The organism is Rhizobium sp. BK060 (assembly GCF_014193145.1).
Lineage (GTDB): Bacteria > Pseudomonadota > Alphaproteobacteria > Rhizobiales > Rhizobiaceae > Rhizobium.
Genome location: NZ_JACHYW010000008.1, coordinates 1 through 18,815, shown reverse-complemented (window position 1 = coordinate 18,815; position 18,815 = coordinate 1). Strand labels below are relative to the sequence as shown.

The window sequence follows — 18,815 nt, the reverse complement described above, 5'->3', positions numbered from 1 at the left end:
AGTGGAAATGTCGGTCTGGCGTGCGATATGGACGAATTTTGGGTATTTGGCTACGGATCACTGATGTGGAATCCGGGCTTTGGGTTTTTGGAGCGTTCTCAGGCTCTTGTCCGTGGCTATCGGCGTTCGCTTTGCGTTCATTCCTGGGTGCATCGCGGCACCGAGCAGAATCCGGGCCTCGTACTCGGCCTTGATCGTGGCGGTTCCTGCCGTGGCATGGCCTTCCGGATCGCGCCGCATGAGTGGGACGAAACAATCGACTATCTCAGGGAGCGCGAGCTCGTAACCAACGTCTATCTCGAGCGCTGCCTGCAGCTACAACTGGCCGATGGCAGAACAAGCAAGGCGATCGCCTATGTTGTTGATCGCAAGCACACGCAGTATGCTGGTGGACTCGACGCGATCGCGGCGGCACAGGTCGTCCACGGCGCTAAGGGCAAATCAGGACCGAACGACGCCTATGTCTTCAACACGCTGGCGCACCTGCAGGAGATGGGCATTCGCGATCACTGGCTGGAGCAGGTGGTCGGCGAAGTGGAACGGCTGAGAAACGGGGCTTGAGCTCAGGCCGTCGCTGCCTTCGCCTTCTGCAATTCCTGGAGCCGCTGAACGGCGGTCGGCGGAAGCGGCAGATTCGGATTGCGCTTGACGGTGTCGACCAGCAGTTCGTCGCTCGCCGTCTCGGTCACGTCGATCAGATGCGCAAAGAAGGCATCGGGATCCATGCCGGGCTGGATCGGCGGCAGTATCCGCACCTTGAAGTGACCGGGGTAGCGCATCGTGCGGCGTCGCGGCCAGAAGAGGCCGGGATGCATGGCGACCGGCACGACCGGCAGCTGCAGATCGCGGTACATACGGGCAATGCCGTATTTGTAGAGCGGCTCGGCGCCGGGCGGGCGGCGGGTGCCCTCGGGATAGATGATCAGCTGACGGCCGGTTGCCAGCTCTTCCTTCGTGCGCTTCAATGCCTCGACCATGACCTTGCCGCGGGCCCCGCGGTTGATCGGGATCATCCGCTGTTTCTTGGCATACCAGCCGAAGAGCGGGATCCACATCAGCTCACGCTTCAGGATGTAGACCGGATCCTTCAGCCACGGCAGAAGGGCATAGGTGTCCCAAAAGGATTGGTGCTTCGGCGCCAGGATATAGCCGCCATCAGGCAGATTCTCGATGCCCTCAATCTCGAAGGTCGTGCCGACGATCTTCTCCATCAACCAGTGGCTCGACAGCGCCCAGTTTTTCGGTATGCGATAGGCGTCCTTGCGTGGCGCGACGAAATAGTAGGGGGACAGCACGATCATGCGAACGATGAGGTTGGCGTAGAAGATCGTGTTAAAGAGAACGGAACGCAGGGCGATCATAAACTTTCCCAAGGCCAATGTCCGTAAAACGCGGTTGCGCCCTCCTACACGATATTGACCGTCAGAAAAAGGTTTCGCTGAGCTTTAGCCGGAGACGCCGGCCGAACGCAGCCCCGCATGACGGCCGAGACCCGTCAGATTGCGCACGCCGGCGAAGAGCACTTTCGCATATTCGGCAAGCATGACCCGCACGGCGTTGGGATCGGTGAACCAGTTGCTGGTCTTCAGATCCGTGTTCACCACAGGATAGGGAATAAACTGGGTTTCGGAATCGACGTAGGCGAGTTCTGCAAGGCTGCGCGGCATATGGTAGTTGTTGGTGACGATGAGGACGCTCTTGTAGCCGCGCTGGTGGATCCAGTTCGATGCTTCCTGGGCATTGCCGATCGTGTCGAGCGCGTCGTAGCCGACGTCGACGCAGCAGGAGAAAAGCTCCGGCGAAGCCTGGGTCATCCTGCGGATCTGCTTCGGCGTGGTGGTCGGGTGCACGCCCGAAATCAGCAGGCGCTTGCCGGCACCTTTCTGAAGTAGCTCGACGGCCTGATCGATGCGCTGGTAGCCGCCTGTCAGAACGACGATCGCATCCGCGCGCGGATCGAGCGGAGGCTTCAGGGTCGTAACGGAATCGGCAAACCGCAAGAAGCCGCCGAAGATGAGGGCGATGCCAAGGATGAAGGTAACGCCGCCCCAGCGCAGCATGCGCCGTAGGGGACCGCGGCGCGCAGGTCCTCCCTCGGAGCGAGCAAGCTCCGTTCCAGGGCGAATCGGGGTGCGCGAAAAGTTGCCCATGCTCATGAATCAGAAAAATATATGCAGATTGCGGCGGCGAACAGACGCTTTCATGGCAAAAAAGGCATGTAAAGCTCAATTCACGAGCCCATCGGCACGTGCCGGATCGGAACGCAGCGTGTCAATCTCGTAAATGGTCCGCATTACCGTCAGCCGGGCCGTGAAGGTCGTCAGCAGGGCGATGACGATCATGGTGGCAAAGATGCCGGCATAGCCAAGCGCACCAACCGAAAACGTGCCGAAGAGAGCGGTTGCCTGATCCGTCTGCGGGGTGGCCAGCGTGCGGCTTTGCAGGAAGCCGGCCGTCAGGAAGAAGAGCGCGGCAAGGGCGCTGCCGACCGCCGATCCCTTGAGGCTGATCTTCAGAAAATGCTTCTGAAACTCAGTGGCGACGAACGAGCTTTCCGCGCCGACGAAGTGAAGAACCTCGACGATGTGGCGATTGCCGGACAGGGCGCCACGGGTCGCGAAAACGACTGTCAGCACCATCGCCGAAAAGACCAGCAGCAGGATGCCAGTGCCGATCATGACGGTGGTGTGGGCCATCGAAACCAGCCGGTCGACCCAGGTGCGGTGATCATCGAGCGAGGCCTGCGGAATGCTTTCCTTGAGCAGCGAGCGCATCGCCTCGAAATCGGGCGGATTGTTCTCGTCGATGGTGATGATCACCAGCCGCGGAACCGGCAGTTCCTTGATGTCGAGCCCGGTGCCGAGCCAGGGCTCGAGCAGACGGGCGGTGGCTGCTTCATCAACAATCTGGCCGTTCTTCGTGCCGACGAACGTCAAGGCGAGATCACGTGCCTGCGCCAGTGTTTTGTCCATGTCCAGCCCCTCTTCGGGCTTAATCTGGATGGTGATCTCGCGGGAAATCTGGCTCTCCCAGCTGGCGGCGGTGGAACGCACCATGCTGACGCCGCCGAGCGTCAGGCAGGCGAGGAAGGCCATGATGGCGATGACCACCATCAGCGCATTTCCCTGGATGTTGGCGGAAGGCAGGATCGGCGCCGTCGGGCGCACCTTCATCTCCGGCCGCTTCGGGCTTTTTGGAGCGGCCTCTGCCGGCGGTTTGGGGGCGGCTTTAGTCATGGATATCAAGGTGCCCTTCCGAGAGAATCATACGGCGGGCTTCCACCTGGTCCATCAGCGCGAGATCGTGGGTCGCAATCACAACCGCCGTGCCAAGACGATTGAGTTCAAGGAAGAGATTGAGCAGACGGCGGGCCATCGGCGGGTCGACGTTGGCGGTCGGCTCGTCGGCCAGAAGGATCTCCGGACGGTCGATCAAGGCGCGCGCGATCGCGGCGCGCTGCTTTTCGCCGCCTGACAGAACCGGCGGCAGGACGTTGATGCGTTCGCCAAGGCCAACCCATTTCAGGAGCTCGAGCACGTCGGTCTTGTAGGAGCTTTCGTCCTTACCGCGAACGCGCAGCGGCAGCGCCACGTTCTCGTAAGTGGTCAAATGGTCCAGCAGACGGAATTCCTGGAAGATGATCCCGACACGGCGGCGCAGCAACGGCAGCTCTGGGCGCGGAATATCGGAAATGTCGCGCCCGAACATGCGGATCAGCCCGCGGGTTGGTTGCAGCGACAGAAACAGCAGTCGCAGCAGCGTGGTCTTGCCGGCGCCCGAAGGACCCGTCAGGAACTGAAACGACTTTTTCGGAATGTCGAACGTCAGGTCCCGGAGAATTTCCGGGCCCATCCCATAGCGCAAACCGACATTTTCGAAGTGGATCAACGGTAGATCAGTCTTTTGTTTGTTCACCGCACGACTTGTTAACCAACAGCATTAACAACCAGTAAATTTTACCGGAAAGACGCCGCTTTGATGGCGATCTTTGCGAAGCATTAACCATTAAAATTTACGACTGGGCAGGATTCGTTTCAATGCCGGATTTCCGTCCGGCCCGAAACCATGTGGACACCGGAAAGGCCGTCATCATGACCTCCTCCTCGTTCAGACGCCAGGCGCCCGGCCGCGCTTATGATTTTCTGCCGCCAGAGCCGGCCAAGCGCGAGGCCCGCCGAACACGACCGGTCGATGTGACCGACGCTGAATTCGTGGTGATAACGAACAGTCGCGCGCAGACCTTCAATGCACGGACCTTCAACGACAATCGCCGGCGTCCCTCGGCCTCTTTGGTGATCCAGCCTTCGTTACCGCGAACCTTGATGGAATCATTCATTCGAGCGGGCGAATCCTGGTTGCAGCAGGCATCGGTCAAGACCTTCGTTGCGCTGGTGCTTGCGCTGTCGGTGCTGGTGTTCGGTCTCTTCGGTGGCTTCTCCGGCCTCTCTCAAAGCGAAGCTGCATCGACGGACTCGCCGCTACATTTCTCGCACGTCACGATGACGCCGCGTGATGCGAACGGGATGAGGGTGCTGTTGATCAACGGCATCATCGACAATCAGAGCGGTACCACCCAGGCCGTGCGCCCCATCCGAGCGGACCTGTTTGCCGGCGAACAGCTGACCGCAAGCATCGTGATCAATCCGCCTGCGGATGTCATTTACGGTGGGAAAAGCCGCGGATTTTCTACAAGAGTGCAGTACGCGGGTGGAAAAATGCCGGAAGTCCGGCTCTCCTTCATGCCGTAAGGGGTGTTTCGTCCCGCCGTTTGTGGTAACGGCTTGTCCTTCTATTCATGGAGCAAGCCTTCTTATGCCCGTCGTGCGCGGAAAAAACATCGAGCCACTCTTCACCGCCGAGCAGATTGCGGAGCGCAACCATGCGATGGCGAAGCAGATTGCAGCCGGACCGACGAAGGATCTGCTGGTCATAGCCGTGTTGAAGGGCTCGTTCATCTTTGCCGCCGACCTTATCCGCGCGCTGCATGACAGTGGCCTGGCGCCCGAAGTCGAGTTCATCACGCTGTCGAGCTACGGCACTGGCACGGTGTCGCAGGGCGTTCGGATCGTCAAGGATATCGACAGCGACGTGAAGGATCGCGACGTTCTCCTGATCGACGATATTCTGGAATCCGGCCGCACGCTACTGTTCGCCAAGGAACTGCTTTACGAACGCGGCGCACGCAACGTCACCATCGCCGTGCTCCTTGACAAGAGCGTCAAGCGCAAGGAAAAACTGGAAGCCGATTATGTCGGCTTCGAATGCCCCGACTATTTCGTCGTCGGTTACGGCATGGATGTCGCTTACGCGTTCCGCGAACTCCCGTTTGTCGGCGTGGTCACCGGCGACGCCTGACTGTGCCACAATAAGACGGGTTGTTAACCATCCCGTCCATCCCTTCCTGCCGTTTACCGATCGCAAAGGAAAGTCGTGTGATTTGCGTTGCGGGGCATGAAACGGAGTGATGCACACGATGGCGAAAATTCTGATTACGGAAGACGAGGACTCCCTGCGCTCTTTCGTAGCCCGCGCTTTGCGTCTTGACGGTCATGAGACCGAAGAAGCCGCCGATGGTGCGGAAGGACTGGAAAAACTCAGAGACGGCGTCTACGACCTGCTGCTCTCGGATATCCGCATGCCCGTGATGGACGGCATTGAGCTGGCGCATCAGGCAAAATCCGCCTTTCCGGCGTTGAAGATCCTGTTGATGACCGGCTATGCGGAACAACGCGAGCGCGCTGACGATTTGGCGGAAAAGATCGTCGACGTCGTCTCGAAGCCCTTTGCCTTGCCGGATATCCGCAAGGCCGTCGCGCGTGCGTTGGCCGCCTGAGGCGGCTAACGGCACTCCTCGACAATTCAGCCCTCGTCGGGGACGAATTTGCCTTCGTAGCGTACACGGAAATTGCGGCGCTGGAAGTCCTGCTGAAAACATACAAAGATCAATTCGATATCCGCCAGGCTGTCGCGCTTGTGAAGCAGGCTGAGCGTCACGACGATGACGCCTGCATAGCCGCGCGTCAGCCTGAACGCCGCGTTGCGGATCGCGTTGGCCTCGGCATCCTGCCGGTCGTCGCGCCGCTCGTAGATCACCCAGAAGCGGCAGATGTCCCAGGTCGAACGGAGAATCTCGGTGATCTCCGCCTGGAATTGTTCGGCATGCATGCCAGGGGACCAGGAAAGGGTGCGCTCGCCTTCGTCGGCTACGACGTTGAGGTAGCCATCATAGTCGCCGGTGCGGGAGAGTGCGTTCTCGATCAGCTCAAACGCTGCGTTTTCACCGATTACCGTCTTGAAGAGAATTGCCATCGAATCGCTATCATTAATCACCTGCAGGGTGACAATACGAAGCTTTCGCCAGGCAGGGCTAGCCTCGGCGACGAAATTAGAAGCCCGGTGTCCGTGAGGTCACGCACGTTCAATGCCAACGTCCCCGCTGGACGAGGACGGTGGCACCATCGGCAAAATCCACACCGCGGCCTGTCAGTAGTCGGGGCAGGCGGGATTAATCGTCGTTCCGCTGTTTCCGCCCTGCGTCTGCAGCGTGCCAGGAGCCGGCCTCGGTGGGCAATTGACGGGACGTCGTCCCATAGTGCCATTGGACGAGATGCTGCCTGTCGTCTCCATGCTGTAGGGGGCCGGTCTGTAAGCGTCCGAATACCGCCCACTTCGGGTCGATTCGTAGTTGTCGTAAGCGAGCGTCTTGCCGCCGCTGTTCGTCGTGGCAAATCCACCGATATCCCATGCGCTTGCCGTGCCAGCAGCCATGCCGAATCCAAGAGCGACAGCTGCGATCAGCCTCAATTCCGTTTTCATGGAAGTACCCTCAACTCGTGCCCAAAACGACGCAACCTCGCGTCACAGTAAACACATAGGTATCTACGGCGTGTTGGCGTTGAATCTCACGGGATTGTGACCCGAATTGGCACAAGAGGGCCTACTGGATGTCCAGCAGGCGCTCCAAATAGCGTCGTTCGATTTCCTGCGATGGGTTGTTGCCAAGCTTTTGGCGAATGGCGTCCAGGATTTCACGGGCGCGCTGTACGTCGATTTCGTCGGGTACCTTAACCTGATCGCCGAAATCGGGTCCTTCGGCGCGGCGCGGACGGCCAAGCGGGTCGCGGCCGTTCTGGTTGCCTTGCCCGACCTGGCCTTGCGGACCTTGTCCCTGTTGGCCCTGCATTGCCTGCATCATCTGGTTCATCATGTCGCGCGCGCCCTGGCGCAACGCCTCCAAGGCACGTCCCTGGCCCTGGATGGCCGGTTCACCGCGCCCCTGGCCGAGTTCGCGTCCGGCGCCTTCCATTTCGCGCTGCGCCTGGCCGAAGCCCGGGCCGGGCTTGATGCCCATGTCGCCGAGACCCTTCTGTAGCTCGCCGAGCTGCTTGCCGAGTTCGTCCTGGCGCGAACGCAATTGCTTCAGGGCTTCGCGCAGTTGCTCGGCCGTCATTTGGTCGGAAGGTGACTGCCCCTGCTGATTCTGACCCTGCTGGCTTGGGTCCTGACCCTGGTCTTGCTGGCCCTGTTGCTGATCCTGCTGCATGCCGTCGTTGTCCATCGGCATGTCGTCGAGAAGCGGATCGTTCATCCCCATGTTGGGGTCGCCGCGCTGCATGCGGTCCTTCAGCTGCTGGTCCAGCTTGAAGGTTTCTTCCATCAGCTTCTGCTGGTCACGCAGGATCTGGCCGAGCTTGTCCATCTGCTGGCGCATTTGGCTGTTGTCCTGGCCCTGCTGCCCTTGTTGCGGCCTGCCGGCCTGCAGGTTGTTCATCATCCGCTGCAGCTCGGAGAGCATCTGCTGGGCAGCGTCCCGGTTACCTGAACGCGCCAGATTCTCGATCTGGTCCATCATCCGCTCGAGATCCTGCAGGCGAATGATGTTCTGAGCGTTCTGGTTCGGCTGCATCGGCGCATTCTGCATGCGCTGGGCAAGCTCCTTCATGTATTCCTGCATCGCCTTGCGCAGCTCGTCCATGAGCTTCTTGATCTCACCATCAGGTGCGTTGCGCTGCAGGGCATCCGCCAGGTTCTGCTGGGCGTTGCGCAGATTGCGCTCGGCCTGCGAGAGGTCGCCATCTTCCATGCCGATCGCGATATCCCAGAGGTAGTCGGCCGTGTCCTTGAGCGCCTCCTCGCCCTTGGCAATCTTCATCCGCGTCAAGGCGGATTGCAGCAACAGGTAGTTCGTCAGGTTAGGGATCGTCTCTTCCGGGCGAAGCGTCAGCGCTTCGTTCAGTGCGATCGCTTCCGGCATCTTCCGGGTATCGAGCGAGAAGACCTGCCGTTCCTCGGCCACGGCTGCGGCAAGGGGCTCGTTGAATGGCCGGGCGGGCAGCGTCATCTCGTGCGGCGGGCTGCGACCGGTCTGGCCTGCTGCGTCCTTTGCCACGAGGGTAATGCGAACCCGCTTGCCCGAAAGCGGATGCTCGGTGAGGTTCTTGCTGGTCAGCCCCTTGGCGTCTCGCGAATTGCGGCGAGGAATGTCCAGGCGGAAGTCCGGCAACGGGTAAAGCGGTGTCGCGGTCGGATCGGTCTCGACAGGAACGATTTCTGCCCGCGCTTCCTGCACGCCGTAATCGTCCTTGACGGTAAAGCCGATTTCAAGCGCACCGTTGACGGTTGGCTTCGGCATTCCATTGAAGGCGATCTCGGGCGCCTTATCGGAAATGACATCGAAGCTCCAGGTACGTCCGTTGACCTCGAGCCTGCCATTTTCCTCGAGCTTCATCAAATGCGTGGTGGCGGAGGGAACGGGGTTGGCTGCCGCCGCGCCTTCAGCCAGCTGCGCCGCTGGCGTCGCGGGCTGCTTGGCCGCTTCCTGGGGCGCAATGTCCTGCGCCTCGCCGTTCTCACGCCGGAAGACGACCTTCTCGGCGGTTTTGCCGCCGCTGACACGGACCGTAAGGTTCGAGAGTTCGGGAACGCGGATCGCCGCCTGCTCGGTGCCGGTTGCCGTCAGGTAGATCGGGGCGCGGCCGGTATAGGAGGGGGGCGTGACCCAGGCATCGATGCGCACGGCAGGATCGCTCGCTTGCGGTGCCGGCCGCGGCTGTAGCGCATCCGAAATCGAGCCGCCGCTCGGCGACAGCGAATAGGCGAAGGCCATTACCACCAGCAAAGCCGGAACGGCACGCAGAGCCAGCCGGTCGTGGGAGGCGATGTCAGGGCGGGGGAAGCCGGTATCGAGCGCTGCGATCTTCTCCGCCATACGCGTCTGGTGTTCGCGCCAGAGGGCACGCGCGAAGGGGGTGTCGGTGGCGGGCTCGTCTTCCTGAACGGCCACCGGCTGGTGTTGCAGGCCGTTGCGCTGTTCGAGCAGCCGATCCGCAGCGGCCGTGTCTGGCCAATAAAGCCGGCGAAGGGGAAGGAGCGCAGCAACGAAGGCAACCGCGAAACCGATCAGCAGCGCCACGCGCAGCCAATCGGGCGTATAGCGGAAAACGCCGAACCAGGACGCCGCCAGATAAAGCGCTGCGACCGAAAAGATCGGCAACAGCAGCGGCATGATCTGCTCGGACAGCAGGACCAGGCGCGCTAGAAAGCGCTTCGCCGCAACCAGCCGCGCCAAGGACGGCCTCAGGGCAAATGCACCGTGTTTCTCCCTGCTGGAGCTCTTACTCAATCCGGTCTCCGCGAGCTGGCGTTCGAAGGCAGAGTGCACTTACGGCGATCGCCGGGGCAGTTCGCTCTCCGTCAAGGATAACATTCTTTGTGGCGAAGGCGAGGGCAAGCGCCGGCCAATGCCGGATTTTCACGGTTCTTCGCCAAAAAGTGATGCCATCGCTGAGAGCGCGTGATCAGTCCAGCCAGGTCGGGACGGAATCGAGACCGATCAGCTCTTCATAGGTCCCGCGCGGGCGAATCACGTGGAAATCGCTACCCTTGACCAGCACTTCGGGAACCAGAAGGCGGCTATTGTAGGTGCCTGCTTGCACCGCGCCATAGGCGCCTGCGGAGCTGATGGCGAAGAGATCGCCGGGCTTTGGCATCGCCATTTCGCGGTCGAGCGCCAGGAAATCGCCGGTTTCGCAGACAGGACCGACGACGTCCGCCTTGATGCGCGGTGCGTTCGCCGCCGAGATCACGACGGGGCGGATCTCGTGATGGGCTTCATAGAGGGTCGGACGGATGAGGTCGTTCATCGCGCCGTCGACGATGACGAAGGTCTTTTCGCCGCCGTCCTTCACATAGATCACTTCGGTCACCAGGATGCCGGCATTGCCGACGATCAGGCGGCCGGGCTCGGTGACGATCTTGCAGTTCAGTTCGCGCAGCTGGCTCTTGACGATTTCGGCATAGGCTTCCGGATGCGGCGGCGGGTTGTTGTCATCGCGGTAGGGGATACCAAGGCCGCCGCCGACATCGACGTGATGGATATCGTGGCCGTCGGCGCGCAGCGTGCTAACCAGTTCGCGCAGTAGCTTGAAGGCGTCTTCGAATGGCTGCAGTTCGGTGATTTGGCTGCCGATATGCATGTCGATGCCGGTCACTTCGATGCCGGGCAGGCTGGCTGCGCGGGCATAGACGGCGCGGGCGCGCTCCCAGGAAATGCCGAACTTGTTTTCCTTCTTGCCGGTCGAGATCTTGGCATGCGTCCTGGCGTCGACATCGGGATTGATGCGGAAGGAGACGGGCGCCTTTTTGCCCGCCTTGACGGCGCGCTGGTTGAGGATTTCGAGTTCCGGCTCGGACTCGACATTGAAGCAGTAGATGCCGGCCTCGAGCGCGAAGTCCATTTCCCGCGGTGTCTTGCCGACACCGGAGAACATGATGCGCGATGCCGGGATACCGGCGGCGAGCGCGCGGCGCAGCTCGCCTTCGGAGACGACATCGACGCCGGCGCCGAGACGACCGAGCGTCTTCAGCACGGCCTGATTGGAATTCGCCTTCATGGCGTAGCAGACCATGGCATCGACCTCGCTGAACGCTTTGGCGAAGACGCGGTAGTGGCGCTCGAGCGTCGCCGTGGAGTAGCAGTAGAAGGGCGTGCCGACAGCCTTGGCGATCTCGGGAACGGGAACGTTCTCGGCGTAGAGGACGCCGTCGCGGTACTCGAAATGGTTCACGTCAGTGGCCTCTTAAAGCATGTCTCCCGAAAGTGGGAACCGGTTTCGGGGTAAGGACATGCGCAACAACAAAGACTAAAGCGCGACTGGCGAATCTGAAAGATCGCCGCGCGCTTTCGCGCGCTTTAGAGAAGCGGATCGAGGATGAAGGGCCTGTCCGCGGTGCCCGGCTGTGGCGTCGGCTTCGATGAGTCGCCGGTCTTCGTTGCGTTCGCGCTTGGCGGATCGAGATCGCCTTTGCGCCCGCACCCGGCGACGGCAAGGCCGATCACGGCAAAAACAACCGTCAGGCGGACGATCTGCGGCAAGCTCTTCTGCATGGAATTCCTCTTGGAGCGGCACTGTTGGACACCTTCATAGCGAAGTTTATCCACCTTGTGCACCCTGATTGTTGAGGTCAGTTGCGGGCCCGCCAATAGGCGATCTGCTTGCGCACCTCCAAAGGCGCGGTGCCGCCGAAGCTCTTGCGGCTTGCGACCGATGCCTCAACCGTCAGCACATCGTAGACCTTGTCGGTGATTTCAGGATTGATCGCCTGCAAGTCGGCAAGCGACAGCTCGGCAAGATCGCAACCCTTGCTCTCGGCAAGCGCCACGGCGCGGCCAGTCACATGGTGGGCGTCACGGAACGGCAGACCCGCCTCGCGCACCAGCCAGTCGGCAAGGTCGGTTGCCGTCGAATAGCCGGAGCCGGCCGCCGCCTTCATGCGAGCGGCGTTGATTGTCATGTCGCGCACCATGCCGGTCATCGCGGCGATCGCCAGTTCCAGGCTTTCGGCAGCATCGAAGACCTGTTCCTTGTCTTCCTGCATGTCCTTGGAATAGGCGAGCGGCAGGCCCTTCATGATGGTGAGAAGCGCCACCAGCGAGCCGTTGATGCGGCCGGTCTTGGCGCGCACCAGTTCGGCGGCGTCAGGGTTCTTCTTCTGCGGCATGATCGACGAGCCGGTGGAGAAGGCGTCCGACAGGCGCACGAAGCCGAATTGCGGCGTCGACCAGATGACGATTTCCTCAGCCAGACGCGACAGGTGCATGCCTGTGATGGCTGCGATCGCCAGGAACTCGATGGCGAAGTCGCGGTCCGAGACGGTATCGATCGAATTGCGGGTCGGCTCGCGGAAGCCGAGTGCCTTCGCCGTCATGTGGCGGTCGATCGGATAGCCGGTGCCTGCGAGGGCGGCCGCACCGATCGGGCTTTCGTCCAGATGCTCGATGGCATGGCGCACGCGCGAACGGTCGCGGCCGAACATTTCGACATAGGCCATGCAGTGATGGCCAAAGGTGACGGGCTGCGCCGTCTGCATATGCGTGAAGCCCGGCATGACGGTGTCGGCATGCTCTTCGGCGCGGTCGAGGAAGGCTGATATCAGGTTGGTCAGCAACTGCTCGGTCTTCTGAAGCTCTTCCTTGACCCAGAGGCGGAAGTCGAGCGCGACTTGGTCATTGCGGGAGCGCGCCGTGTGCAGGCGGCCGGCGGCCGGGCCGATCAACGTCGCAAGGCGTGCCTCGACATTCATGTGAATGTCTTCGAGCTTGCGGGAGAATTCGAAATTGCCGCTTTCGATCTCTGACAGGATCGTGTTTAGCCCTTGAACGATCTTGTCTTTATCATCCGCCTGGATGATGCCCTGGTGGGCGAGCATGGTGGCGTGGGCGATCGAACCGCGGATATCCTGCGCAAACAGCTTCTTGTCGAAACCGATCGAGGCATTTATCTCCTCCATGATCGCATCTGGGCCGGAAGCGAAACGTCCGCCCCACATCTGGTTGGAGGATTTGGTGTCCGTGCTGTCGGCCATGACGATGCCTGCCTTGAAGAACGCGTGTCTCGGAGAATGAAATGACGACAAGAACGCCCCTGCGCCTGCCATCCCTGAAGCTGATCGGGATCGCGGCCGTCGCAGGCATTATTGCCGGTGCGGCAGCGGTTTACATCAGGGAAGCCGGGTCTGGCAATGGCGGGACGCAAACGGCGTCGGGCGAATGCGCGGCGACAAAGGACATCGCCACGAGAATTGCGCCGCTGCTCAAGGGACAGGTGGCGGCGATGGTTGCTCCTGACGAGCACCGCAAGCTCACCACCGTTGCCTTCAAGGGCCCCGACGGCAAGCCCATGACGCTCGACAGTTTTGCCGGCAAGACCGTGCTCTTCAATCTCTGGGCAACCTGGTGCGTGCCGTGCCGCGAGGAAATGCCGGCTCTGAACGCGCTGGAGAAGGAGTTGGGCAGCGACAGGTTCCAGGTCGTTCCCGTCAACATCGATACCGGCGACGACGAGAAGCCGAAGGCCTTCCTCAGCGAAATCGGTGTCGATGCGCTACAGTTTTATCGCGACAACACCATCGAGGTCTTCAACAGCCTGAAGAAGGAGGGGTTCGCCTTCGGCTTGCCGGTCACGCTCCTGATCGACGGCAAGGGCTGCCTGATCTCCGCCATGAACGGCCCCGCCGCCTGGGACAGCGACGACGCCAAGGCGCTAATCAAGGGTGCGGTTGGGACGTGAGGCACTAGGCGAGCGGTGGGCCGACGATCGCGATATTGTTCTCGGCGCAGCAGCGCGTCAACGCGTCGATCATCTCGGGAGACGGGGCGGTCGCGGCGGGAAGTTCCGGCTTGTCTGCAATGCGGCTTGCCTGCCGCAGCATCGTCTCGAAGTCGTCGCCACGCGTGATCGTCAGGCAATGGGCGCCAGCGGCACTTTCGAACCGAAAGCTGTGCGGGATACCCTTCGGCGCAACCAGCGTCTGCCCCGCACCGGCATGGACGTTGCGGTCTCCGATTTGAAGGCGCATCTCGCCTTCCAGAAGATGGAAAACCGCGTCTTCGCGGTGGTGAACGTGCAGCGGCGGTCCACGCGATACGATCCATCGATGGAACGCTTTCCGCCATGGTGGACGAGGCTCTCCAGTCGCACGGACTTCGTCGTGATGTGACGCTCGCACCCGCCCATTTTCAGGGCGTGGCGCTCGCCGTTGCCGCCGGTTCGCATATCGCCGCCGTGCCCATGCAGTTTGCGAGGGCGTCAAGGCGCAGCTCGACCTGAAGGTCTTCGAACCGCCCATCGATGTTCCCGCGCCGCACGTGAACCTCTACTGGCACTCTCGCTATGATCAGGATCGAGCGCATGAGTGGATGCGATCACTGATCGTGACGACGGTCTCGGAGTTGGGATTCCCCCTTTAAAAGCAAAACTGACGGCCGGAGCGAGCCGGTGAAGCCATCACCGGCCTTTATGCGAAGCTTACATTGGCACCCGGTCTGTCCAATCGAAAAGATAAGCCAGGACCGATAGCCTTGCCGCGAGGCCCTGCTCAAGTTCGCACGACGTAGAAGATCTGACGAAGTTCATGACAGGGCGAAGATCCTGACTTCCCTCCCGATACCCTGCAGTTCCTCCATCCGGGAGACCGATGTGATGCCGCTGTCTCGTAGGATCTCTGAAACTTGGGCATCCCCGACAATCGCCTCCGTCGTCAGGATCACATTGGGATCAGCAAGGCCCTGTACGCGGGAAGCGATATTGACGGTCTGGCCGAAATAGTCCTGCCGGTCGTTCAGGCTGACTGCCAGGCATGGTCCCTCATGGATGCCGATCTTCAGGAGGAGATCTTCGCTGCCACGTTCGGCATTTAGCCGAAGCATCGCCTGCCGCATCCGCAGCGCGGCCGCCACCGCGCGATCGGGGCTCGGGAAAGTCGCCATCACCGCATCCCCTATGGTCTTCACGACCGCTCCGGTCTCTGTGGCGACGATCTCGTGAAGAACCCTGAAATGTGCTCGCACCAGATCGAATGCGGCAAGATCGCCGACGCGCTCGTAGAGGGCGGTCGAGCCCCTTAAGTCAGTGAAGAGGAAGGTCAGACTTGTGATCTGGAGACGCTGGTCCACGTCAAGTGTGTCTGTCCGATAGATGTCGCGGAAGCTCTGGTTCGTCAGCAGACGCTTGGCGGTCAGAAAGGCTCGTCTGCGGCCCAGTAGCTCGTGCAGGTCGTCTCCGGCGACGCAGACGTTCGGTACCACTCTGCGATCGGTGTGGTTCTCGAGGGTGAGCCGGAGAACGCCGGGACGAAACGTAATCGTTTCGTTCAGTGCATGCGCCTGGCTGATGACCATTGAGAGGTTCTGACGTTCGTGGGTGGGCTCACCTTTCACGTCGATAAACTGCGCCGAGTGTGTCACCGCATCGAAGATGATGACGAATTGCGCCGGCAGTTGTAGTGAGACGAAAGCCTTCTCGCCCGGCGCCAACTCGATCATCTCCAATACGATGCGTGCGAACCGCGCTTCGAAGTCATCGGGCAGATCGACCCCGGAACTGAAGAAGATTTGCCGGTAATACTCAAGTGGAGGCAACCGATCGGGCTCGTGGGCAGCAATCCTGCGCACTCTCGGACTGACCGTAAAGGTTACCTCGACCATTTCGTCGAGGGTTGGCTCGTATCCGGCCGCGCAAAGCGCGCAATGGTAGGTCTCTTGGACAACTCCCTTCAGGGTTGCGCCGGTGTCAAGGACGCCGCCGCATCCTGGGCAAAGCACATTCCAGGTCATCTCGAACGCGCCTATGCGGGCCGCATGGAGAAGCGCCGCGATGGTTTTTTCTTCATCGAGATGATGCGCATCAGCGAAGGCGAGCGCATTGATGCGGTTGAGATCGCGATCCGAGCCGTGCATGACAACATTCTCGATGCACTCGACCGTCTGAGCGTCAGCTACCTGTCGCAAGCTCGCAAAAAGTACGTCCACTTCGCTCATTAGACAGGTCTCCGTGCGTATAACCCCACGGCGGACGACGCCAGTAGCGCGATCATAGCACGGGAAGTTGCCGATAGAAATCTCGACGCCTGGATGCTGCTCGCCTCCCGCTCTGTTTGATTTTATTTGTACCTAGCCTTCCGGTCGCAAGCAGTCACGAAGCCCCAGTGATGGCATTTGCCGCATAATGCAGGAAAATCTTGCCCTCGATTTTCCCCGCTGCCCGGCCCCGTGCCAACAGTCCTCTCGCTTCCGTCGCCGGAGTGTTTCGCGAGAGGTTGCAGGCGGGAGCCGGCGCCCTGTCCGAAGCTGTAACGTGCAGCCGAACGCAGGGAGGTGAAAGCCGGGTATTCGGGGTCAAAAAACGGTGCAGCCACAAGTCTCCCCCGGATGTTCCAGCATCCGGTTTGGTTCAGCCATGCAAGTCTGGACGGATCTGCCCGGACGCAGCGAGACGAGGCAATCGCCTGAAGGGATAGGGATATCCCGAAGAACGCCGCAGGCCACGCAAATGCGGAGCCATAATTTATTCGTCAGTGAGGTTCCGCATTTGCGTGGGCTCTCCGGATCGATGATTGATACTGCAGGCGGATGCGCCGTGCGGAGGGGAAGTCGTGGCCGGGGCGTGAGCGTCGACAACCTGGAGTACTCCTCGAAAGAGATCGTGCGGCCACCGATATTGAAGGCCATTGCCGAGCTCGCCATGCGGCGCTAGATTGTGAATGAGACGCAGTCGCGCGCCTAGCGATAGTCGAGCCGCGGCCAAAATCGATGCCCAGGGAGACGACATCTCCCAAGCTTTTGAAGCTTCAGTCGCTTCGCCCCGGGCGCAGGCGAGCCCTATCGAACGCAAGTCAGTTCACTGGTGCGACAGCATAGGAGGCGTAGATGGCAATTTCGCGCAAGCAGGCAGAGCGTTTGCTAACTGCGGACGAATGGCAGCTCGTTCAGAAAACCCACCATCCGGCAATGCAGGATCTGTCGGATGCTGATCTCTCCGATCTTGCCAAGCGCATACGGGAAAGGCGCGATCGGGCGCAAAGCGAGGCGAATAGGCAGCGCAGGGAAATCAGGGGCAAGGCGCAACCCAAAGGGGCGGCACCAGCGCGCAAAGATACGGGCACGCGGGCCAAACTCGAAGTTCTGGCCATGGGCGTGCGTAGTGTGAATGCCGAACAAGCCCGCCGGCGCAGAATGCTTGCTAAAGTTCAGATGGTCGAGAATTTGCGGGCCGCGTTGGCGCGAAGGAAAGAAGCGAAAAGCGAGAAGGACGAGGCATTCAACACACGTCAGGCGCATGCAGGCATGCACTCGATCGAAAGCTCGAAGCGCAAGAATCTCATCCGTCCGATGGAGCGAGGCAGATTGCGGAAGGCCGGCGCCGTTTCACAGGCGAAGCGCAACGCTCGTGGCGCATAGGCTTTGATGGTTCGCCAGCTCGGTGGTGTCTTAGCGGGTCGGGATCGGCGTGTCGCCGCGATAGTCATAGAAGCCGCGGCCGGATTTGCGGCCAAGCCAGCCTGCTTCGACATATTTCACCAGCAGCGGGCAGGGACGATATTTCGAGTCGGCCAGTCCGTCGTGCAGCACCTGCATGATCGACAGGCAGGTGTCGAGGCCGATGAAATCGGCAAGCTGCAGCGGTCCCATCGGATGATTGGCGCCGAGCTTCATGGCGGTGTCGATCGCATCAACGGTGCCGACGCCTTCGTAAAGCGTATAGATCGCTTCGTTGATCATCGGCAGCAGGATGCGGTTGACGATGAAAGCCGGGAAATCCTCGGCAACCGTCACCGTTTTTTCCAGCGAGGCGACGAATTCCTTGGCGGTGGCGAAGGTGCTCTCTTCCGTGGCGATGCCGCGCACGAGTTCGACCAGCTTCATGACCGGCACCGGGTTCATGAAATGGATGCCCATGAAGTGCTCGGGGCGGTCGGTGGCGGAGGCAAGCCGCGTGATCGAGAGTGAGGATGTGTTGGTGGCGAGGATCGCTTCCGGCTTCAGGACGGGACAAACCTGGGCGTAGATCTTGCGCTTGACGCTTTCGTCCTCGGTCGCAGCTTCGATCACAAGATCGGAAGCGGCGAGATCGTTGATGTCGGAGGAGCCGGAAATCAGGGCGAGAGTGGCGGAACGTTTGTCGTCCGTCATCTTGCCGCTCGTCACATGGCGGGCAAGGTTGCCGTTGATGGTGGCGAGACCATGCTGGACGCGTTCGTCGGAGAGATCGTAGAGCTGGACCTTGTAGCCTGCATCTGCCGAGACCTGTGCGATACCGCAACCCATCTGGCCTGCGCCGATGATACCAATTGTCTTCAACACCGCACTCATCTCCAAACCCCCGCTCGGCATACGCCCCCGCGCTGCCGCATTTTTCTAACAGAACTGCCGGGCAAATGATCGCCCGGCAGAAGTAGTAGCCCTTAAAATGATAATTTTCCAGTCATTCGCAAGTGCGAAATGAAGGCATCTGCTCGGTTCAAAGCGCCTTCTGCAATTCCGGCAGGACATCGAAGAGGTCGGCGACGAGACCGTAGTCGGCGACCTGGAAGATCGGCGCCTCCTCGTCCTTGTTGATGGCGACGATGACCTTCGAATCCTTCATGCCGGCGAGGTGCTGGATGGCACCCGAGATGCCGCAGGCGATGTAGAGATCGGGCGCCACGACCTTGCCGGTCTGGCCGACCTGCCAGTCGTTCGGGGCGTAACCGGCATCGACGGCAGCGCGGCTTGCGCCGACGGCGGCTCCGAGCTTGTCGGCGACCGGCAGGATGACCTGCCTGAACTTCTCCGCCGAGCCGAGCGCCCGGCCACCGGAGATGATGATCTTCGCCGAGGTCAGCTCCGGCCGGTCGGAGGCCGACAGCGCGTCCTTGACGAAGCTCGACAGATCCGGATTGGCAGCCGCGGCGATCGCTTCGACCGGGGCAGAACCGCCTTCCGCGGCGGCAGCAAACGAGGCGGTGCGCACGGTGATCACCTTCTTTGCGTCGGTCGC

Annotated in this window: 21 protein-coding genes; 7 read left to right on the top strand and 14 right to left on the bottom strand. The window is 61.0% G+C overall.

The window, feature by feature from the left end:
- Positions 1–27: 27 nt before the first annotated feature.
- Positions 28–561, top strand: a complete 534-nt coding sequence (locus FHT71_RS10655) for a gamma-glutamylcyclotransferase (protein ID WP_037081926.1) — start codon at positions 28–30, stop codon at positions 559–561.
- Between the two features lie 2 nt (positions 562–563).
- Here FHT71_RS10655 and FHT71_RS10650 read toward each other — a convergent pair whose 3' ends face one another.
- The 4 genes from FHT71_RS10650 to ftsE form a co-directional block, all read right to left on the bottom strand.
- A complete protein-coding gene (locus tag FHT71_RS10650) occupies positions 564–1,361 on the bottom strand; it encodes a 1-acyl-sn-glycerol-3-phosphate acyltransferase (protein ID WP_132594387.1) in 798 nt (265 codons plus the stop codon).
- Positions 1,362–1,445: 84 nt separating this feature from the next.
- Positions 1,446–2,150, bottom strand: a complete 705-nt coding sequence (locus tag FHT71_RS10645) for a YdcF family protein (protein ID WP_132594349.1) — start codon at positions 2,148–2,150, stop codon at positions 1,446–1,448.
- A 75-nt stretch (positions 2,151–2,225) separates the two neighbouring features.
- Entirely contained in the window at positions 2,226–3,236 is a 1,011-nt protein-coding gene (locus tag FHT71_RS10640; protein ID WP_007789415.1) for an ABC transporter permease, read from the bottom strand.
- Positions 3,229–3,888: a cell division ATP-binding protein FtsE gene (gene ftsE, locus FHT71_RS10635; RefSeq protein WP_007528031.1), complete on the bottom strand. Its 660-nt coding sequence runs from the start codon at positions 3,886–3,888 to the stop codon at positions 3,229–3,231. Before ftsE ends, FHT71_RS10640 begins: the two co-directional genes overlap by 8 nt.
- 149 nt (positions 3,889–4,037) lie before the next feature.
- Between ftsE and FHT71_RS10630 the strand changes: the two genes are divergently transcribed.
- From FHT71_RS10630 to FHT71_RS10620, 3 genes are all read left to right on the top strand, one after another.
- Positions 4,038–4,748, top strand: a complete 711-nt coding sequence (locus tag FHT71_RS10630) for a hypothetical protein (RefSeq protein WP_183719643.1) — start codon at positions 4,038–4,040, stop codon at positions 4,746–4,748.
- 64 nt (positions 4,749–4,812) lie between these two features.
- Positions 4,813–5,355, top strand: a complete 543-nt coding sequence (gene hpt, locus FHT71_RS10625) for a hypoxanthine phosphoribosyltransferase (RefSeq protein WP_007528026.1) — start codon at positions 4,813–4,815, stop codon at positions 5,353–5,355.
- 118 nt (positions 5,356–5,473) lie between these two features.
- Positions 5,474–5,833, top strand: coding sequence for a response regulator (locus tag FHT71_RS10620; RefSeq protein WP_007789408.1), 360 nt, complete (start codon positions 5,474–5,476; stop codon positions 5,831–5,833).
- Between the two features lie 26 nt (positions 5,834–5,859).
- Here the strand turns inward: FHT71_RS10620 and FHT71_RS10615 are convergent, their stop codons facing one another.
- From FHT71_RS10615 to argH, 6 genes are all read right to left on the bottom strand, one after another.
- A complete protein-coding gene (locus tag FHT71_RS10615) occupies positions 5,860–6,309 on the bottom strand; it encodes a hypothetical protein (protein ID WP_007789406.1) in 450 nt (149 codons plus the stop codon).
- A gap of 174 nt (positions 6,310–6,483) precedes the next feature.
- Positions 6,484–6,816 (bottom strand): hypothetical protein, encoded by a 333-nt coding sequence (locus FHT71_RS10610; protein ID WP_132594345.1) that lies wholly within the window; start codon positions 6,814–6,816, stop codon positions 6,484–6,486.
- Positions 6,817–6,937: 121 nt separating this feature from the next.
- Positions 6,938–9,622, bottom strand: coding sequence for a TIGR02302 family protein (locus FHT71_RS10605; protein WP_132594343.1), 2,685 nt, complete (start codon positions 9,620–9,622; stop codon positions 6,938–6,940).
- A 175-nt stretch (positions 9,623–9,797) separates the two neighbouring features.
- Entirely contained in the window at positions 9,798–11,066 is a 1,269-nt protein-coding gene (lysA, locus tag FHT71_RS10600; protein WP_132594341.1) for a diaminopimelate decarboxylase, read from the bottom strand.
- A 125-nt stretch (positions 11,067–11,191) separates the two neighbouring features.
- Positions 11,192–11,386: a lipoprotein gene (locus FHT71_RS10595; protein ID WP_007789400.1), complete on the bottom strand. Its 195-nt coding sequence runs from the start codon at positions 11,384–11,386 to the stop codon at positions 11,192–11,194.
- Between the two features lie 77 nt (positions 11,387–11,463).
- Positions 11,464–12,864 carry an argininosuccinate lyase gene (gene argH / locus FHT71_RS10590; RefSeq protein ID WP_007789398.1) on the bottom strand — a complete coding sequence of 467 codons (1,401 nt, stop codon included), beginning with the start codon at positions 12,862–12,864 and terminating at the stop codon, positions 11,464–11,466.
- Positions 12,865–12,905: 41 nt separating this feature from the next.
- Here argH and FHT71_RS10585 point away from each other — a divergent pair, with 41 nt between their 5' ends.
- Entirely contained in the window at positions 12,906–13,568 is a 663-nt protein-coding gene (locus tag FHT71_RS10585) for a TlpA disulfide reductase family protein (protein WP_183719641.1), read from the top strand.
- A gap of 4 nt (positions 13,569–13,572) precedes the next feature.
- Here FHT71_RS10585 and FHT71_RS10580 read toward each other — a convergent pair whose 3' ends face one another.
- Positions 13,573–14,007, bottom strand: coding sequence for a cupin domain-containing protein (locus FHT71_RS10580; protein ID WP_348649300.1), 435 nt, complete (start codon positions 14,005–14,007; stop codon positions 13,573–13,575).
- Here FHT71_RS10580 and FHT71_RS10575 point away from each other — a divergent pair.
- Positions 13,953–14,108 carry a hypothetical protein gene (locus tag FHT71_RS10575; RefSeq protein WP_165933198.1) on the top strand — a complete coding sequence of 52 codons (156 nt, stop codon included), beginning with the start codon at positions 13,953–13,955 and terminating at the stop codon, positions 14,106–14,108. The genes FHT71_RS10580 and FHT71_RS10575 overlap by 55 nt on opposite strands.
- A 302-nt stretch (positions 14,109–14,410) precedes the next feature.
- Here FHT71_RS10575 and FHT71_RS10570 read toward each other — a convergent pair whose 3' ends face one another.
- Entirely contained in the window at positions 14,411–15,817 is a 1,407-nt protein-coding gene (locus FHT71_RS10570) for an adenylate/guanylate cyclase domain-containing protein (protein ID WP_132594335.1), read from the bottom strand.
- A gap of 888 nt (positions 15,818–16,705) precedes the next feature.
- On the opposite strand from FHT71_RS10570, the gene FHT71_RS10565 reads away from it, so the two are divergent.
- Positions 16,706–17,236, top strand: coding sequence for a hypothetical protein (locus FHT71_RS10565; RefSeq protein WP_132594333.1), 531 nt, complete (start codon positions 16,706–16,708; stop codon positions 17,234–17,236).
- Between the two features lie 30 nt (positions 17,237–17,266).
- Here the strand turns inward: FHT71_RS10565 and FHT71_RS10560 are convergent, their stop codons facing one another.
- The gene (locus tag FHT71_RS10560) at positions 17,267–18,148 is read right to left on the bottom strand and encodes a 3-hydroxybutyryl-CoA dehydrogenase (protein WP_007789382.1); all 882 of its coding nucleotides are present in this window, start codon (positions 18,146–18,148) and stop codon (positions 17,267–17,269) included.
- A 148-nt stretch (positions 18,149–18,296) separates the two neighbouring features.
- Positions 18,297–18,815, bottom strand: a 519-nt coding sequence (locus FHT71_RS10555; RefSeq protein ID WP_183719639.1) for an electron transfer flavoprotein subunit alpha/FixB family protein, incomplete at its 5' end; no start/stop codon positions are given.

What these genes read in the sequence shown, in the direction of transcription:
- FHT71_RS10595 (WP_007789400.1), bottom strand. Translation starts at nt 11,386, where the DNA reads ATGCAGAAGAGCTTGCCGCAGATCGTCCGCCTGACGGTTGTTTTTGCC.
- FHT71_RS10655 (WP_037081926.1), top strand. Translation starts at nt 28, where the DNA reads ATGGACGAATTTTGGGTATTTGGCTACGGATCACTGATGTGGAATCCG.
- FHT71_RS10615 (WP_007789406.1), bottom strand. Translation starts at nt 6,309, where the DNA reads ATGGCAATTCTCTTCAAGACGGTAATCGGTGAAAACGCAGCGTTTGAG.
- FHT71_RS10645 (WP_132594349.1), bottom strand. Translation starts at nt 2,150, where the DNA reads ATGGGCAACTTTTCGCGCACCCCGATTCGCCCTGGAACGGAGCTTGCT.
- argH (WP_007789398.1), bottom strand. Translation starts at nt 12,864, where the DNA reads ATGGCCGACAGCACGGACACCAAATCCTCCAACCAGATGTGGGGCGGA.
- FHT71_RS10565 (WP_132594333.1), top strand. Translation starts at nt 16,706, where the DNA reads ATGGCAATTTCGCGCAAGCAGGCAGAGCGTTTGCTAACTGCGGACGAA.
- FHT71_RS10610 (WP_132594345.1), bottom strand. Translation starts at nt 6,816, where the DNA reads ATGAAAACGGAATTGAGGCTGATCGCAGCTGTCGCTCTTGGATTCGGC.
- hpt (WP_007528026.1), top strand. Translation starts at nt 4,813, where the DNA reads ATGCCCGTCGTGCGCGGAAAAAACATCGAGCCACTCTTCACCGCCGAG.
- FHT71_RS10575 (WP_165933198.1), top strand. Translation starts at nt 13,953, where the DNA reads ATGGTGGACGAGGCTCTCCAGTCGCACGGACTTCGTCGTGATGTGACG.
- FHT71_RS10630 (WP_183719643.1), top strand. Translation starts at nt 4,038, where the DNA reads ATGCCGGATTTCCGTCCGGCCCGAAACCATGTGGACACCGGAAAGGCC.
- FHT71_RS10570 (WP_132594335.1), bottom strand. Translation starts at nt 15,817, where the DNA reads ATGAGCGAAGTGGACGTACTTTTTGCGAGCTTGCGACAGGTAGCTGAC.
- FHT71_RS10585 (WP_183719641.1), top strand. Translation starts at nt 12,906, where the DNA reads ATGACGACAAGAACGCCCCTGCGCCTGCCATCCCTGAAGCTGATCGGG.
- FHT71_RS10650 (WP_132594387.1), bottom strand. Translation starts at nt 1,361, where the DNA reads ATGATCGCCCTGCGTTCCGTTCTCTTTAACACGATCTTCTACGCCAAC.
- FHT71_RS10560 (WP_007789382.1), bottom strand. Translation starts at nt 18,148, where the DNA reads ATGAGTGCGGTGTTGAAGACAATTGGTATCATCGGCGCAGGCCAGATG.
- FHT71_RS10620 (WP_007789408.1), top strand. Translation starts at nt 5,474, where the DNA reads ATGGCGAAAATTCTGATTACGGAAGACGAGGACTCCCTGCGCTCTTTC.
- FHT71_RS10640 (WP_007789415.1), bottom strand. Translation starts at nt 3,236, where the DNA reads ATGACTAAAGCCGCCCCCAAACCGCCGGCAGAGGCCGCTCCAAAAAGC.